This window comes from Streptomyces sp. NRRL F-6492, from assembly GCF_001280125.1.
Taxonomy (GTDB): Bacteria; Actinomycetota; Actinomycetes; order Streptomycetales; family Streptomycetaceae; genus Streptomyces.
This window is the reverse complement of the sequence record NZ_LGEG01000035.1, coordinates 89,647-104,509: the sequence shown is the minus strand read 5'-3', so window position 1 is coordinate 104,509 and position 14,863 is coordinate 89,647. Positions and strand designations below refer to the sequence as shown.

Sequence of the window (14,863 nt, the reverse complement as noted above, 5' to 3'; positions counted from 1 at the left end):
CGCGGGGGCCGGGGCGGGCGGGGCCGCCGGGGCGCCGAACGCGGGCGCGGGGGCGGGTGCCGGAGCGGGGGCGCCGAAGGCCGGGGGCGCCGTCGCCCGGGGCGGCGGGGCGAAGCCGGGCGCGGCCGCCTGCTGCTGCGGGGCCGCGGGCTCCTCCTCGGCGACCTCGCCGCCGAAGTTCCGCAGGAGCGCCTCGAGGCCTCCGTCGAAGCCCTGGCCGACGGCGGCGAACCGCCAGACGTCCTTGAGGTAGAAGTCGCCGAGCATCACCGCGCGCTCGGTGGAGAACTCCGCGCCGGTGAACGCGTACCGGGCGACCTCCTCGCCGCCCGCGACGATCCGCAGGTGGCCGGGGCCGACCTGGGACATCTGGCCGGCGCCGTCGATGGTGGCGGTGAAGGACAGCTTGTGGATGTGCGCCGGGACGCGGTCGAGGGTGACGCGGAAGGACTCGGTGTCACCGGCCTGTGCGCCGAGCTGCTGGATGGACTCCTCGGGCGACTTCGGCTGGTTGAAGAAGACGAAGTAGCGGTCGTCCGAGAGCCGCTCGTCGGCGTCGAGGCCGAAGCAGCTGATGTCGAAAGTCAGTCCGGGCGCCGCGATCTGCACGCCCACGTACAGATCGGTCCCCGCGGTCAGATCACTGATCTTGGCCTTGTGGCCGCGTTGGAATTCCCTGGCCATGCGTAACGACCGTCCCCCATCCCGAATGGCGAATGCTCGCGCCAGGCTAACCGCTGCGTGCGACATTGAGACAGGCCAGGTCGTTTTCGGTACGGAATCGGGAAATCCGCGTCCCGACGGGTGGCGGCGCCGTCACTCCTCGCGAGCGTCCGGGAGACCGGGACGGTCAGGGTGGTCCGCGTGGTCTGCGTGGTCTGCCTAGTCCGTGTGGTCTTCGTGGTCTTCGTGGTCCGTGTGGTCCCGGAGGCTCGGGAGGCGCTCCGCGGCGACCACGCCCTCCAGGTAGCCCCGGGCCCGCTCGGTGCGGGGATAGGCCTCCAGGAGCCGCCAGAAACGGGGGCCGTGGCCGGGGACGAGCAGATGGGCCAGCTCGTGCAGGAGGACGTAGTCGACGACGTACTCGGGCATGCCCTGGAGCCGGTGGGAGAGGCGGATGCTGCCCTCGGAGGGGGTGCAGGAGCCCCAGCGGGTGTTCTGGTTGGTCACCCAGCGGACCGAGCCGGGGCGGGCCCGGCCGCCGAAGTACTGGTCGGACAGGCGGAGCGCCCGCTCGGTGAGCTCGCGGTCGCCGAGGACGCTCCGGCTCTCCTTGGCGGCGAGCTTGTCCAGCATGACCCCGACCCAGCGCCGCTCCTCCGCCTCCGACATGCGGGCGGGGATGAGGACGACGGTCCGGTCGCCCTCGCGGTAGGCCGAGACGGTCCTGCTGCGCCGCGCGCTTCTGCGGACCTCGACCGCGCCCGTCCCCGTGTCGCGGGGCGGCTTGCTGGTCACGCTGCGTCGTGGGTCGGCGGGCACGGCCCCGACGTTACCCGCTGCCGGGGCGGTTTCGGGAACGGTCCGGCCGCACCGCGCCCCATTTGAATGACTAATCCCCCCGGCCTGTGGACAACTTTCCGCACCGGTCGGGGAGACGGGGCATTCTCACTCCCGTGACGGCGGAAATCCGTTGTCGATCATGAATGTGGATCGCGCGTGCGGATCATGGGGGCGGGCCGTGGGCGCGGATGGAGGCGGGGATGGAGGCGGGGAAATGCATCCGATGGTGAAACCGGCACTGCGGCGGGCCTGGCGGAGCCTGCGGTGCGTCCAGTTCGGGGTCACTCCGGCCCACGCCGTGGTGCTCGACCCGGTCGGCCCGGAGACGGAGGCGGTGCTCGGACTGCTCGACGGGACGCGCGGGATCGAGCTGCTGCGGGCCGAGGCGCGGACGCGCGGTCTGCCGGACGGGCGCCTGGAGGCGCTCCTCGGCCGCCTGGAGTCGGCCGGGCTCCTCACGGACGCCGCGACGGGACGGCCCGGGAGGGCGGGCCCGGCCGCCGGGGCGGCGGACGCGGTCCTCGACCCCCTCCGGGCGGACCTGGCCTCCCTGTCCGTGGTCCACCCCGAGCCGGAGCGGGCGGCGGGGGCCCTGGCGGCCCGGCGGGCCCTGCGCGTCCAGGTCCGGGGCGCGGGGCGGGTGGGGGCGACGGTGGCGGCCCTGCTGGCCGCGGCGGGCGTGGGCCGGGTCGAGGTGCTGGACTCGGGCCGGGTCGAGCCCTGGGAGACGGCGCCGGGCGGCCTGCCGCCCGAGGCCGTCGGCGAACGCCGGGCGACGGCCGCCCGGCGCCTGGTCGGCCACTGGTCACGGGGCGCGGCGCGCGGGGGCCCGGGTGAAGGTGGCACAGGGGCCGGGCTTTCACTCGTGGTGGTGGCGCCGAGGGACGGTCTCGGCGCGTACGTCCCCGATCCGCTCCCGGCCGAGCGGTGGGTCTCCACCGGCGTCCCCCACCTCTACGCCGGGGTCGTCGAGGCGACGGGTGTGGTCGGCCCGCTGGTGCTGCCGGGCGGCACGGCCTGCGCCCGCTGCCTCCAGGAGGAGCGGACGGACCGGGATCCGGTCCGGCCCCGGCTGCTCGCCCAGTGGCGCTCCGGCGCCCCGCACCCGCTGCCCGCCTGCGACCTGGGGCTGGCCACGGCGGTGGCGGGACTGGCCGCCGCGCACGCCCTCGCCTTCCTGGACGGGAACCTGCCGGCGAGCACGGGCACCCGCTGGGAGGCGTCGCTGCCGTTCCTGGAGTGGCGGACGGAGCGGCTGAGACCCCATCCGGCCTGCCCCTGCGGGGCGGCGCGCGGAGGGAAGGGGGAGCGCGCCTCGGCGGCGCTGGACGCGCACGACACAATGGCGGGGTAACGGTCCCGCGCGGCACGACAGTCTGGGTTATGGAGGGGCGCATGTCTGATCTTCCCCGGAAGGCGGTCACCCGGACCGCCAAGTTGGCCGCGTTGCCCCTGGGCTTCGCGGGCCGGGCCACCTGGGGCCTGGGCAAGCGGATCGGCGGCAGGTCCGCGGAGATCGTCGCCCGCGAGCTCCAGCAGCGCACGGCCGACCAGCTCTTCAAGGTCCTCGGCGAGTTGAAGGGAGGGGCCATGAAGTTCGGGCAGGCCCTCTCCGTCTTCGAGTCGGCCCTGCCGGAGGAGGTCGCAGGGCCCTACCGGGCGGCGCTGACGAAGCTCCAGGACGCGGCGCCGCCGATGCCGACGCGGACGGTGCACGCGGTCCTGGAGGAGCGGCTGGGCGCCGACTGGCGGGAGCTGTTCCTGGAGTTCGAGGACAAGCCCGCGGCCGCGGCCTCGATCGGGCAGGTGCACCGGGCCGTGTGGCACGACGGGCGCGAGGTCGCGATCAAGGTGCAGTACCCGGGCGCCGGGGAGGCACTGCTCTCGGACCTGACCCAGCTGAGCCGCTTCGCCCGGCTGCTCGGCCCGCTGGTCCCGGGCATGGACATCAAGCCGCTGATCGCCGAGATGCGGGACCGGGTCTCCGAGGAGCTGGACTACGCCCTGGAGGCGGCGGCCCAGCGGAAGCACGCGGAGGAGTTCGCGGACGACCCGCACGTGGTGGTCCCGGCCGTGGTGCACCAGTCGGAACAGGTCCTGGTGACCGAGTGGATGGAGGGCCTTCCGCTCTCGGAGGTGATCGCGGACGGCACACGCGAGCAGCGGGACCGGGCGGGTCAGCTCCTCGCCCGCTTCCTCTTCTCGGGCCCGGCGCGCACCGGCCTGCTGCACGCCGATCCGCACCCGGGGAACTTCCGGCTGCTGCCCGGGGCCGGGGAGGACGGGGGCCCGGAGGACTGGCGGCTCGGCGTCCTCGACTTCGGCACCGTGGACCGGCTGCCGGGCGGGCTGCCCGAGATGATCGGCACCTGTCTGCGGATGACGCTCGCCGGTGACGCCGAGGCGGTCCACGACCTGCTGCGCGAGGAGGGCTTCGTCAAGGAGACCGTCTCGCTCGATCCGGACGCGGTCCTGGAGTACCTGCTGCCGATCATCGAACCGGCCGAGGCGGAGTCCTTCGTCTTCACCCGTTCCTGGATGCGCACCCAGGCGGCCCGGATCGCCGACCCCCGCTCCCCCGCGCACCAGTTGGGCAAGCAGCTGAACCTGCCGCCCTCGTACCTGCTGATCCACCGGGTGACGCTGAGCACCATCGGAGTGCTGTGCCAGCTGAACGCGACGGTCCGCCTGCACGACGAACTGAGCGAATGGCTCCCGGGCTTCGCGGAGCCGGAGCCGGAGCCGGAGCCTGAGCCGGAGCCTGAGGGAGAGCCGGAGCCGGAGGGAGAGGCGGGCTAGGGCCCGTCCGGTGGGTCGGGGGTCGGGGGCGTCACCACCAGGAGGAGTCGAGTCTGCCTTCAATGGCGCGGAGGTTGGCCCGAGAGCAGTCCTCGCAGAAGTACACCCGGCGGCCGTCCTCCATCGAGCAGGTCCAGGTCAGCGGCAGGGTGTCGGCGGTTCTGCCGCAGCGCGCGCAGGTGAGGGGCTCCTCGGGGGCGCCGGCGTCGTTCACCCTTGTGACGATAGCCCGGCGGGGCACCCGCGGTGCCGCACCACGCACCGCGGGGGCCGGTCCTGAAGGACCGGCCCCCGCGACGGCGCCCCGGAGGGCGCGGGTTCTCAGTGCATGACGGCCATGGCGAGCGCGCGGCGGGCGCGCAGCGAGACGCGCTCGGCGCGGCGCTGCATGCGCCGGGCGGCGACCAGGCGCACGGCCTGGCGTTCCGCGTCGGCCTCACGCCGTCGATCGTGCATATGGGCACGAGCCAGGGCTTCGGGGATGAGTTGCATTTCACGGGTCCTGTTCTGACGCGCCACGGGAGCGGCGGCGGGGGAGAAAGCCGGGGTCGCGGAGCCCGCGGGCTCGCTGGTGGAAGAGGTCATCGGGGCCTGCTTCTGGGGATCGTGCGTGTGGGGGCGGTCGATGGTTCCGGTGGCGTTCATGCCGAGACCGGGTTCTTGCGCGGACGGCCACGCGGCCGCTTGCGGGCGACGACCACGCCCTGGACGAAGAGCTCACCGCCCCAGACGCCCCACGGCTCGCGCCGCTCCTTGGCGCCGGCGAGACAGGCGGCCATGAGCGGGCAGGTGCGGCAGAGGGACTTCGCGTACTCCACGTCCGCCGGGGACTCGGCGAAGAAGACCTCGGGGTCGTAGGAGCGGCAGGGGACGGGGACGCCGAGGTTCTCGATGGCGTCGTCGAGCGCGGTGAGCGCGGTGAGGGGGGTCAAAGCGGGGTCCTCCGTGGGGCGGCCGGGCTGGGGGAGCGATTCGGAAGGCGGTACGGACGGGGCGTGCGCTTCGAGTTGCACGGTGTTCTTTCCTCGTCTGGTCGTTCCGGCCTGTTGGCCGGGGTTTCGGCTGGTACCGGGTGTTTCAGCCCGAGGCCCCTTCTCCCGCTCGTCCCCGTTCGGGGACAAACAGAAGGGCCGCGGATCCCGGGTGGGGTTCCGCGGCCCTGAAGGCGCCTGCCTGATCCTGGATCAGGCTGGATCACTCCAGGGTTCGAGCCCACGGAAGGCCCACATCGTGTGATGCGTCGTCTGCTGCTGGGTGCCGGCACTGGCCGCCGCAAAGGCATAGGCCTTGGCCTTGCCCGCTGCTCCTGCTTCCAGTGCCTTGGTCGGTCGCTCATTGCGCAGATCCACGGAGGACCGCAGCTCCAGGGCGCCGGGCATGCCGAGACCGGAGAGACCGGTGGTAGGCAGACCGGTGCCGATGAACGCCGAGGCGGAGAGGCCGAGCGTGCAGGCGGAGACGACCGAGCGATCGGTCATTTTGGCGGTGCTGACGAAGCTGGCGGTGCTGGTCTGAATCGTGTAGCTGATCACTGGAATCGCCTCCTCTCGGCGTCTCGGAGGGCTCGGGTGCGAGCCGGACCCTCATGTTTATTTGGACAAGTACAGCACGAAGACAGGGCTTCGAAGAAGCCGCCGTTTCCGTGGTTAAGAACCTATGGGGCTTGACGGGGCGGGCGCAAACTATTTTTCCGACGAGTTTTCCTCAGGGTTCCCCGACCCCCGTCCCTCCCTCCTCACCTGCGCAGATGGCCAGGACGTCGGCTCCGAAGCGGTTCAGCTTGCGGGTTCCGACGCCGGAGATCGAGGCGAGCTCTCCGCCGGTGGCGGGGACCCGTTCGGCGATCGCCATGAGGGTCTTGTCGGTGAAGACGCAGTAGGCGGGCTGGCCGAGCTCGCCCGCCCGCTCGGCGCGCCAGTCGCGGAGCCGCTCGTACAGGCCCTCGTCCATGTCCGAGGGGCAGTCCTCGCAGCGCATCAGCTTCATCACGCCCGCCTCGGTGAGGGTCGCGCCGCAGACCCGGCAGAGGACGGGGCCGCGCTGCCTGCGCCGGGCGGCGGCGGTCCCCCGCTCGAAGGAGGCCGGGCCGCCGCCGTGCCCCGTGGCGCCGAGGGGGCCGGAGCCGGGGCGCAGGCCCTTGAGGAAGCGGGTGGGGCGCCGGGAGGCCCGGCCGCCCGGGGAGCGGGAGAGGGCCCAGGAGAGCGTGAGGTGAATCCGGGCGCGGGTGACGCCCACGTACAGCAGGCGCCGCTCCTCCTCGACCTGCTCGTCGGTCTTGGCGTAGGTGATCGGCATCATGCCCTCGGTGAGGCCGACCAGGAAGACGGCGTCCCATTCGAGGCCCTTGGCCGCGTGCAGCGAGGCGAGGGTGACGCCCTGGACGGTCGGGGCGTGCTGGGCGGCGGCCCGCTCGTCGAGTTCGGCGACCAGGTCGGAGAGGGTGGCTCCGGGCCTGGCGCGGACGAAGTCCTCGGCGAGGCGGACGAGGGCGGCGAGGGACTCCCAGCGGTCGCGGACGGCGCCGGAGCCGGCGGGCGGCCGGGTGGTCCAGCCCTTGGTGGAGAGGACCGCCCTGACCTGAGCGGGCAGGTCCTCGGCGGCGTCTAGGAGGGAGTCGTTGCCCCCGGCGCGGGCCGCGCCGCGCAGGGCGATGCCCGCCTCCCGGACCTCCTGGCGCTCGAAGAAGCGCTCGGCGCCGCGGAGCTGGTAGGGCACCCCGGCGTCGGCGAGGGCCTGCTCGTAGATCTCGGACTGGGCGTTGATCCGGTAGAGGACGGCGATCTCGCCGGCCGGTACGCCGGCGGCGATCAGGTCGCGGACGCGGCGGGCGGTGCCCTCGGCCTCGGCGGGCTCGTCGGCGTACTCCGTGTGGACCGGCTCGGGGCCCGGGTCGCGCTGGGAGATCAGCTCCAGGCGGTGCTCGGCGGCCCGGCCGCGGGCCTGGGAGAGCAGCCCGTTGGCCAGGTGGACGACCTGGGGGGTGGAGCGGTAGTCGCGGACCAGTTTGACCACGGTGGCGCCGGGGTGCCGGGCGCGGAAGTTCAGCAGGTGGTCGGGGGTGGCGCCGGTGAAGGAGTAGATCGTCTGGCTGGCGTCGCCGACCACGCAGAGGTTGTCGCGGTCGCCGAGCCACAGGTCGAGCAGCCGCTGCTGGAGCGGGGAGACGTCCTGGTACTCGTCCACGACGAAGTGCTGGTACTGGCGGCGGATCTGGTCGGCGATGTCGTGCCGGTCCTGGAGGATGCCGACGGTGAGCAGCAGCACGTCCTCGAAGTCGATCACCGAGCGGTCGCGCTTGAGCTGCTCGTACGTGGCGTAGATCTGGCCGATCTCGGCCGGGTCGCGGGGGGCGTCCCTGAGGGACTTGGCGACGACGGCCGGGTAGTCGGCGGGGACGGTCTGGGTGACCTTGGCCCACTCGATCTCGCCGGTGACGTCCCGCAGCTCGTTCCGGTCGAGCCGGATCCGGCAGCGGGCCGCGGCCTCGGCGACCAGCTGGACCTTGCGCTCCAGGAGCCGGGGCAGCTCGCCACCGACGGCTTTCGGCCAGAAGAACTGGAGCTGGCGGAGGGCCGCGGAGTGGAAGGTGCGGGCCTGGACGCCGCCCGCGCCGAGCTGCCGGAGCCGGCCGCGCATCTCGCCCGCGGCGCGGTTGGTGAAGGTGACGGCGAGCACGCCGGCGGGCTGGAGCACGCCCGCCCGCACCCCGTACGCGATCCGGTGCGTGATGGCCCGCGTCTTGCCCGTGCCGGCTCCCGCCAGCACGCACACCGGGCCGCTCAGGGCGAGCGCGACCTCGCGCTGCTCGGGGTCGAGCCCGTCGAGCACCGCGTCGGCCGTCTCCGGCACCTGGGGGAAGAGAGAGGAGTGCGTCGCTGCTGTCACCCCGCCATGCTGCCAGGTCCCGTGAGGTCGGTGCGGCGGGTTGTCCACAGGCGGGAGCCGCCGGTCATACGAATCGCGGGGCGGATCGGGCCGGGCCCCGGGCGGTGCGGAAACGGTCCGGAAACGGTCCGGAACCGGTTTTGGGAATGGGACGGGCGGGCCGTGCGTTCTCCTTCTCGGACCCGTCAGCGAACGCGAGCGAAGAACCAGAGGAGCGCCTGGCCATGCAGGGCACTGTGACGATGTACAGCACCACGTGGTGCGGCTACTGCCGTCGGCTGAAGAGCCAGATGGACCGCGAGGGCATCACGTACACGGAGATCAACATCGAGCAGGACCCGGATTCGGCGGCGTTCGTCGAGAAGGCCAACGGCGGCAACCAGACCGTGCCGACCGTGCTCTTCCCGGACGGCTCCACCCTGACGAACCCGAGCCTCGCCCAGGTCAAGCAGAAGATCGGCGCCTGAGCTCCGCCCCTTCCCGGTGGCTGAAAAGAGCCCCCTCCGGACCGTGTGTCCGGAGGGGGCTCTTCTCGTGCGCGGAAGGCCGGGCGGGTCAGATCACGTCGCCCGGCTTCGGGAGCGGCCTGCCGTACCAGCGCTCGATCAGGCGGGAGGCGATCGAGATGCCGTACGGGGGGAGGACCTCGCCGGTCTCGAAGGCGGCGGCCAGTTCCTCGCGGGAGAACCAGCGGGCCTCGTGGATCTCCTCCCCGTCCACGGTGATCTCGGAGGAGGTGGCGCGGGCGAAGAAGCCCAGCATCAGGCTGGAGGGGAAGGGCCAGGGCTGGCTGGCGACGTACTCGACCTCGCCGATCGTGACGCCCGCCTCCTCGAAGACCTCGCGGACCACCGACTGCTCGATGGACTCGCCCGGCTCGACGAAACCGGCGAGGGTCGAGAAGCGGCCCTCCGGCCAGTGGACCTGGCGGCCGAGCAGGGCCCGGTCGTGCTCGTCCGTGACGAGCATGATCACCGCGGGGTCGGTGCGCGGGTAGTGCTCGGCGCCGCAGGCCTGGCAGCGGCGGACGTGCCCGGCCGCGGCGATGACCGTGCGCTCGCCGCAGCGCGAGCAGAAGCGGTGGAGGCGCTGCCAGTTCTCCAGGGCCACGGCGTGCACCATCAGGCCGGTGTCCCGGTCGGAGAGCAGCATCCCGGCCTCGCGCAGCCCGGCGGGGCGGGCTGACTGGTCCATGCGGCCGGGCAGGGAGTCCTTCTGGAGCGCGAAGTAGGAGACCCCGTCGGCGTCCGTGCCCAGGAAGTAGCGGTGGGTCTCGGTGACCGGGGCCTCGAACGCCGGGGTCATGACGAGTTCGGTGGTGCCGTCGGCCCGGTCGTCGATCAGCACCTGGCCGCCGGAGACCACGAAGACCCGGGTCGTGGGGTGGCTCCAGGCCGCCGCGAGCCACGCCTCGTCGAGGCGGTGGTGGGCGGCGCGGTCGATGCCGCTCGGGGCGGTGAGCGAGATCGGGCGGTCCGCCGGGGCGGGCGCCGGGACCGGGACGTCCGGCGCGTCCTCCCGGCCCGCCGCGTCGTTCAGGGCCGGCGCGTTCTTCAAGGTGCTCACAGGTTGCTTCCAACTCCCCCGGTTCGGTGTGGTGGTTTCAGCGCTCGGCGGCCCGGAGGGCGACGGGCAGGTCGCCCCAGAGATGAGCGGTCGTCTCGACGCCCTTCATGAGGAGGTCGAGCTCGACCTTCTCGTTCGGGGCGTGCCAGCCGTCGGACGGGACGGAGATGCCGAGGAACAGGACGGGTGCCTCCAGGACGTCCTGGAGGTCGGCGGCCGGACCCGAGCCGCCCTCGCGGGTGTAGCGGACCTCGGCGCCGTCGAAGGCGCGGCTCATGGCCCCGGCCACCGCCCTGAGGGCGGGGTGGCCGAGGGGGGTGAGACAGGGGCGGGTCGGGGCGCCGAAGACGATCTCGTACCGGATCCCGGCCGGGACGAGGCCGGCGAGCCAGTCCCGTACGGCCGGTTCGATCCTGGCCGGGTCCTGGCCGGCGACCAGCCGGAAGGAGAGCTTGAGGTGGGCGGAGGCGGGGACGATGGTCTTGCCGCCGGGACCCTGGTAGCCGCCGCCGATGCCGTTGACCTCGGCGGTGGGGCGGGCCCAGACCCGCTCCAGGGTGGAGAAGCCGGCCTCGCCCAGGGTGCCGTGGGACCTGGCCGTGCGCAGCCAGGCCGCCTCGTCGAAGGGCAGCTCGGCGACGAGGGCCCGCTCGGTGTCGGTCAGCTCGGTCACCCCGTCGTAGAAGCCGGGGATCGCCACGCGCTCGTCGTCGTCGTGGAGGGCGGCGACGATCCGGCCGGCGACGGTGGCCGGGTTCGGCACGGCGCCGCCGAAGGAGCCGGAGTGGATGTCCTGGTCGGGGCCGTACAGCTCGATCTCGCAGTCCGCGACCCCGCGCATGCCGGTGCACACGGTGGGGGTGGTCTCGGACCACATGCCGGTGTCGGAGACGATCACGGCGTCGGCGGCGAGCCGCCCGGCGCGGGCCTCGACCAGCTCGCGGAAGTGCGGGGAGCCGGACTCCTCCTCGCCCTCGACGAGCAGCTTGAGGTGGACGGCGGGGGCCGTGCGGCCGGTGGCGGCCAGGTGGGCGCGGACGCCGAGGGTGTGGAAGAAGACCTGGCCCTTGTCGTCGGCCGCCCCGCGCGCGTACATCCGGCCGTCGACCACGACCGGCTCGAACGGGTCCGTGTGCCAGCCGTCCTCGCGGGCGGCGGGCTGCACGTCGTGGTGGCCGTAGACGAGGACGGTCGGGGCGTCGGGGTCGTCCGAGGGCCACTCCGCGAACACGGCGGGGGCGCCGGCGGTCTCCCAGACCTCGGCCGTGGTGAAGCCGGTCTCCGTGAGCTTGGCGGCGAGCCAGTCGGCGCTGCGCCGCACGTCACCGGCCCGCTCCGGCTGCGCCGAGACGGACGGGATGCGCAGCCACTCGGCGAGGTCGTCGAGGAAGGCGGTGCGGTGCCGCTCGATGTACGTGCGCACTGCGTGGACGGCGCTGTCCGGGGTCTCGCTCATACATATGAGCCTATCCGGCGTCCGGGGGTGCCCCGCCCAGCAGGATCGCCTCGAGCCCGGTCCGGCCGGGCAGCCGGGCGGGGCGGGCGACCTCGCCCGTCCGGACGTACACGAAGGCGGCGGCCACCTCCTCGGGCGCGAGGCCGTGCTGCTCGGCCCAGGCGAGCCGGTAGATCGCGAGCTGGAGCGGGTCGGCGCTGCGCGTCCGGCTGGTCTTCCAGTCGACGATCTCGTACGCGCCGCTCTCCGGGTCCCGGTAGACGGCGTCGATCCGGCCCCGGACGACCCGGCCCGCGAGGGTGAGGTGGACGGGGACCTCGACGCGGTACGGGGTGCGGCGGGCGTACGGGGTGCGGGCGAAGGCCTCCTTCAGCTCGTCCAGGTCCCGTTCGTCGAGGATCTCGGGCTCGCCCGCGAAGTCCTCGCCCCCGGGCAGCTCCTCCGGGCCGAGGAACGGCAGCGGCAGCTCCTCGTGGCGGGACTCCACCCACGCGTGGAAGCGGGTGCCCCGGCGGGCGGCGGGCTGCGGCGGCTTCGGCAGGGGCCTGGCCAGCTCCCGCGCGAAGCCGTCGGGGTCGGCGGCGAGGTGCAGCACCTGGGAGGCGGAGAGGTACGCGGGCAGCAGGACGTCCCGGGTGGTGGCGCGGGCGCGGCGGAGTTCGGTGGTGAGGGAGGTGAGGTCGCGGTCCCAGGAAGCGATGGTCCTGGCGTCCTCGGGGGTGAGGCCGCCGGCGCCTTCCGGGGTCCCGGACTCCTCCGGGGTCCCCACGTCCTCGGGGGTCTCCGGCTCCGGGGCTGCGGACTCCGGGGCCCCCGCTCCCCCGGGTGCCTCCGGCTCCGGGGTCCTCGGGGCCGGGACCGCGTCCGCGTGGGCGTCCTCGGGGAGCGACTGCTCGTCCTCGTCCCAGACCGGCTCCTCGTCCTCCCAGGGGTCCTCGGGGTGCGGGTCCTGGAGGTCGGGCGCCTCGCTCGCGGGGTGGTGCCCGTCCTCCCCGGAGCCCTGCGGAACGACTGCCCACAACCGGGTCATCACCCGCTCCGCCGCCTCCCGGCGGCGCTCGAAGGACTCCCGGTCCAGCGGCAGGGGCCACGCCTCGTCGCGGTCCGCCGCCGCCAGGGTCGGGTTCTCCGCGTCCTCCTCCGGCTCGTCCGCCCAGGCCTCGATCTCGCCGTGGCCGGCCGCGCAGTGCTCGTACAGGGCGAGGAGGAAGTCCGAGGGGCCGCGGGGCTTCTTCTGGCTCGGGCCCCACCAGTGGCCGGAGCCGAGGAGGAGGGAGCGGGGGCGGGTGAAGGTGACGTACCCCAGGCGCAGTTCCTCGGTGTGCTGGTGCTCGCGCATGTCGGTCTTGAACGCGGCGAGGGACTTGGCGTCCCAGGTGTCGACCGGCGGCAGCGTGGCGGCGTCGCCGCGCAGGGCGTGCGGCAGGACCTGCGGCTGGGAGGTCCACGCCTCGCGCGCGCGTGCGCTGGGGAACTGGCCGGTGACCAGGCCGGGGACGGCGACGACGTCCCACTCCAGGCCCTTGGACTTGTGGGCGGTGAGGACCTTGACGGTGTTCTCGCCGCCGGGGAGGGCGCTGTCGAGGCCCTTCTCGAACTGGACGGCCGTGCGCAGGAAGCCGAGGAAGGCGAGGAGGGTGGCCTCGCCGTCGAGGGAGGCGAAGCCGGCGGCGACGTCGAGGAAGTGGCCGAGGGTCTCGCGGCGGCGGGCGGCGAGGGCGTGCGGGGACGCGGAGAGCTCGACCTCCAGGCCGGTGGTGTTCAGGACCCGGTGCAGCACGTCCATGAGGGGGTCCGCGAGCGAGCCGCGCAGGGAGCGCAGTTCGGCGGCGAGGCGGGCGAAGCGGACCCGGGCCTCGGCGGAGAACGCCAGGCCGTCGTCGGGGGCGCCGCCGGAGTCGAGGAAGGTGTCGAGCGCGTCGGCGAGGGAGACCACCTCGGCCGGGTCGACGCCCTCGACGGCGGCGGCGAGCCGCTGCTCGGGGTCGGGCTGCTCGCTCCCCCGGTGGACCAGGAGGCGGGCGCGGCGGCCGAGGAGGGCGAGGTCGCGGGGGCCGATCCGCCAGCGGGGGCCGGTGAGGAGCCGTACCAGGGAGGCGTTGGCGCCCGGGTCCTGGAGGACCTCGCAGACGGCGACGAGGTCCGCGATCTCGGGCAGGTGGAGGAGGCCGGAGAGGCCGACGACCTCGACGGGCACGTCCCGGGCGACGAGGGCCGCGTGGATCGCGGGGAAGTCGGTGGCGGTGCGGCACAGGACGGCGATCTCGCCGGGCTCGCGGCCGGTGCGGACGAGGTGGGCGAGGGAGTCCGCGAGCCAGTCGAGCTCCTCGGCGTGGGTGGGCAGCAGGGCGATCCGCACGCTGCCGTCGTTCTCGGCGCCGGGCGCGGGCCGCAGCGCCTCCACGCCCGCGTGCATGGCGCGCAGGGGGGTGGCGAGCCCGTTGGCGAGGTCGAGGAGGCGGCCGCCGCTGCGCCGGTTCTCGGAGAGCGCGTAGCGGCTCGCGGGGCTGCCGTCGCCGTGCGGGAAGTGCTCGGGGAAGTCGTCCAGGTTGGCGACGGAGGCGCCGCGCCAGCCGTAGATGGCCTGGCAGGGGTCGCCGACGGCGGTCACGGCGTGTCCGGTGCCCTGGCCGAAGAGGCCGGAGAGCAGCAGCCGCTGGGCGACGGAGGTGTCCTGGTACTCGTCGAGGAGGACGACCCGGAACTCCTCGCGCAGGATCGTGCCGACCTCGGGCCGGGTGGTGGCGAGTTCGGCGGAGCGGGCGATCTGGTCGCCGAAGTCGAGCAGGTCGCGGGAGCGCTTGGCGGCGCGGTAGCGGACGACGAGGTCGAGCAGCTCGCGGCGGGCGGTGGCGGCCTCGGGGACCTTGCGCAGCTCGGCGTTGCTCAGCTTGGCGCCCGCGAGGGTCGTGAGCAGGTCGGAGTCGTACGCGCGGAGGCGCTCGGGGGGGACGAGGTGCTCGGCCAGTTCGGCGTCGAGGGCGAGCAGGTCGGTGATGAGGGTCGGGAAGGACCGGGTGAGCGCCGGGTAGGGGCCGGGGGCCTCGCGGAGCACGCGCGCGGCGAGCTGGTAGCGGGTGGCGTCGGCGAGGAGCCGGGAGGTGGGCTCCAGGCCGATGCGGAGGCCGTGGTCGGTGAGGAGCTGCCCGGCGAAGGCGTGGTAGGTGGAGATGCGGGGCTCGCCCGGCGGGTTGTCCGGGTCGATGACGTCGGGGTCGGTGACGCCGGCGCGGACGAGGGCGGTGCGGACGCGCTCGGCGAGTTCGCCGGCGGCCTTGTTGGTGAAGGTGAGGCCGAGGACCTGCTCGGGGGCGACCTGGCCCGTGCCGACGAGCCAGACCACGCGGGCGGCCATCACCGTCGTCTTGCCGGAGCCGGCTCCGGCCACGACGACCTGCGGGGCGAGCGGCGCGGTGATGCAGGCCGTCTGCTCCGGGGTGAACGGGATGCCGAGCAGCTCCTTGAGCTCCTCGGGGTCGCTGATGCGTGCGGTCACCGGAAGAGGCTAGCGGGGCGGTCCGACAGCGCGGCCGGGCGCGGGCCTCCGGGCCGGGCGACCCGGACCTCCTCCGCCGGGAGTTCCGGGGGCGGGGCGCACGCGCGCGTGACCGACCTCTCTTTCCGACGGGTCGTCACGCGCGCGGGGCCGGGTTC

13 protein-coding genes are annotated in these 14,863 nt (G+C 74.0%); 3 read left to right on the top strand and 10 right to left on the bottom strand.

The window, feature by feature from the left end:
• A partial coding sequence (locus tag ADL08_RS05710; protein ID WP_199836954.1) for a TerD family protein occupies nucleotides 1–684 on the bottom strand: 684 nt, incomplete at its 3' end.
• Nucleotides 685–882: 198 nt separating this feature from the next.
• Nucleotides 883–1,482, bottom strand: a complete 600-nt coding sequence (locus ADL08_RS05705) for a M48 family metallopeptidase (RefSeq protein ID WP_053640937.1) — start codon at nucleotides 1,480–1,482, stop codon at nucleotides 883–885.
• A 235-nt stretch (nucleotides 1,483–1,717) separates the two neighbouring features.
• On the opposite strand from ADL08_RS05705, the gene ADL08_RS05700 reads away from it, so the two are divergent.
• Together ADL08_RS05700 and ADL08_RS05695 are read left to right on the top strand one after the other, a co-directional pair.
• Nucleotides 1,718–2,857, top strand: coding sequence for a TOMM precursor leader peptide-binding protein (locus ADL08_RS05700; protein ID WP_053640936.1), 1,140 nt, complete (start codon nucleotides 1,718–1,720; stop codon nucleotides 2,855–2,857).
• A 41-nt stretch (nucleotides 2,858–2,898) separates the two neighbouring features.
• Nucleotides 2,899–4,302 (top strand): ABC1 kinase family protein, encoded by a 1,404-nt coding sequence (locus tag ADL08_RS05695; RefSeq protein WP_053640935.1) that lies wholly within the window; start codon nucleotides 2,899–2,901, stop codon nucleotides 4,300–4,302.
• A 31-nt stretch (nucleotides 4,303–4,333) separates the two neighbouring features.
• Here ADL08_RS05695 and ADL08_RS05690 read toward each other — a convergent pair whose 3' ends face one another.
• The 5 genes from ADL08_RS05690 to ADL08_RS05670 form a co-directional block, all read right to left on the bottom strand.
• Entirely contained in the window at nucleotides 4,334–4,516 is a 183-nt protein-coding gene (locus ADL08_RS05690; RefSeq protein ID WP_053640949.1) for a hypothetical protein, read from the bottom strand.
• 107 nt (nucleotides 4,517–4,623) lie between these two features.
• Nucleotides 4,624–4,947: a hypothetical protein gene (locus ADL08_RS05685; RefSeq protein WP_053640934.1), complete on the bottom strand. Its 324-nt coding sequence runs from the start codon at nucleotides 4,945–4,947 to the stop codon at nucleotides 4,624–4,626.
• Nucleotides 4,944–5,315 (bottom strand): WhiB family transcriptional regulator, encoded by a 372-nt coding sequence (locus ADL08_RS05680; protein WP_053640933.1) that lies wholly within the window; start codon nucleotides 5,313–5,315, stop codon nucleotides 4,944–4,946. Before ADL08_RS05680 ends, ADL08_RS05685 begins: the two co-directional genes overlap by 4 nt.
• Before the next feature lie 171 nt (nucleotides 5,316–5,486).
• The gene (locus ADL08_RS05675; protein WP_107091975.1) at nucleotides 5,487–5,834 is read right to left on the bottom strand and encodes a hypothetical protein; all 348 of its coding nucleotides are present in this window, start codon (nucleotides 5,832–5,834) and stop codon (nucleotides 5,487–5,489) included.
• A 172-nt stretch (nucleotides 5,835–6,006) separates the two neighbouring features.
• On the bottom strand, nucleotides 6,007–8,187 hold the full coding sequence (locus tag ADL08_RS05670; RefSeq protein ID WP_324610425.1) for an ATP-dependent DNA helicase UvrD2: 2,181 nt from the start codon (nucleotides 8,185–8,187) through the stop codon (nucleotides 6,007–6,009).
• Between the two features lie 224 nt (nucleotides 8,188–8,411).
• Between ADL08_RS05670 and ADL08_RS05665 the strand changes: the two genes are divergently transcribed.
• Nucleotides 8,412–8,654 carry a mycoredoxin gene (locus ADL08_RS05665; RefSeq protein ID WP_053640931.1) on the top strand — a complete coding sequence of 81 codons (243 nt, stop codon included), beginning with the start codon at nucleotides 8,412–8,414 and terminating at the stop codon, nucleotides 8,652–8,654.
• 88 nt (nucleotides 8,655–8,742) lie between these two features.
• Here ADL08_RS05665 and nudC read toward each other — a convergent pair whose 3' ends face one another.
• The 3 genes from nudC to ADL08_RS05650 all read right to left on the bottom strand — a co-directional run bounded on the left by nudC (nucleotide 8,743) and on the right by ADL08_RS05650 (nucleotide 14,705).
• Entirely contained in the window at nucleotides 8,743–9,654 is a 912-nt protein-coding gene (gene nudC, locus ADL08_RS05660; RefSeq protein WP_053640947.1) for an NAD(+) diphosphatase, read from the bottom strand.
• A 136-nt stretch (nucleotides 9,655–9,790) separates the two neighbouring features.
• Complete coding sequence (locus tag ADL08_RS05655) at nucleotides 9,791–11,209, bottom strand: dipeptidase (RefSeq protein WP_053640930.1); 1,419 nt, start codon at nucleotides 11,207–11,209, stop codon at nucleotides 9,791–9,793.
• A gap of 10 nt (nucleotides 11,210–11,219) precedes the next feature.
• Entirely contained in the window at nucleotides 11,220–14,705 is a 3,486-nt protein-coding gene (locus ADL08_RS05650; protein ID WP_053640929.1) for a UvrD-helicase domain-containing protein, read from the bottom strand.
• Nucleotides 14,706–14,863 lie beyond the last annotated feature (158 nt).

Excerpts from the sequence above, each read along its gene's own strand:
- ADL08_RS05700 (WP_053640936.1), top strand. The coding sequence starts at position 1,718 with ATGCATCCGATGGTGAAACCGGCACTGCGGCGGGCCTGGCGGAGCCTG.
- ADL08_RS05695 (WP_053640935.1), top strand. The coding sequence starts at position 2,899 with ATGTCTGATCTTCCCCGGAAGGCGGTCACCCGGACCGCCAAGTTGGCC.
- ADL08_RS05685 (WP_053640934.1), bottom strand. The coding sequence starts at position 4,947 with ATGAACGCCACCGGAACCATCGACCGCCCCCACACGCACGATCCCCAG.
- ADL08_RS05665 (WP_053640931.1), top strand. The coding sequence starts at position 8,412 with ATGCAGGGCACTGTGACGATGTACAGCACCACGTGGTGCGGCTACTGC.
- ADL08_RS05655 (WP_053640930.1), bottom strand. The coding sequence starts at position 11,209 with ATGAGCGAGACCCCGGACAGCGCCGTCCACGCAGTGCGCACGTACATC.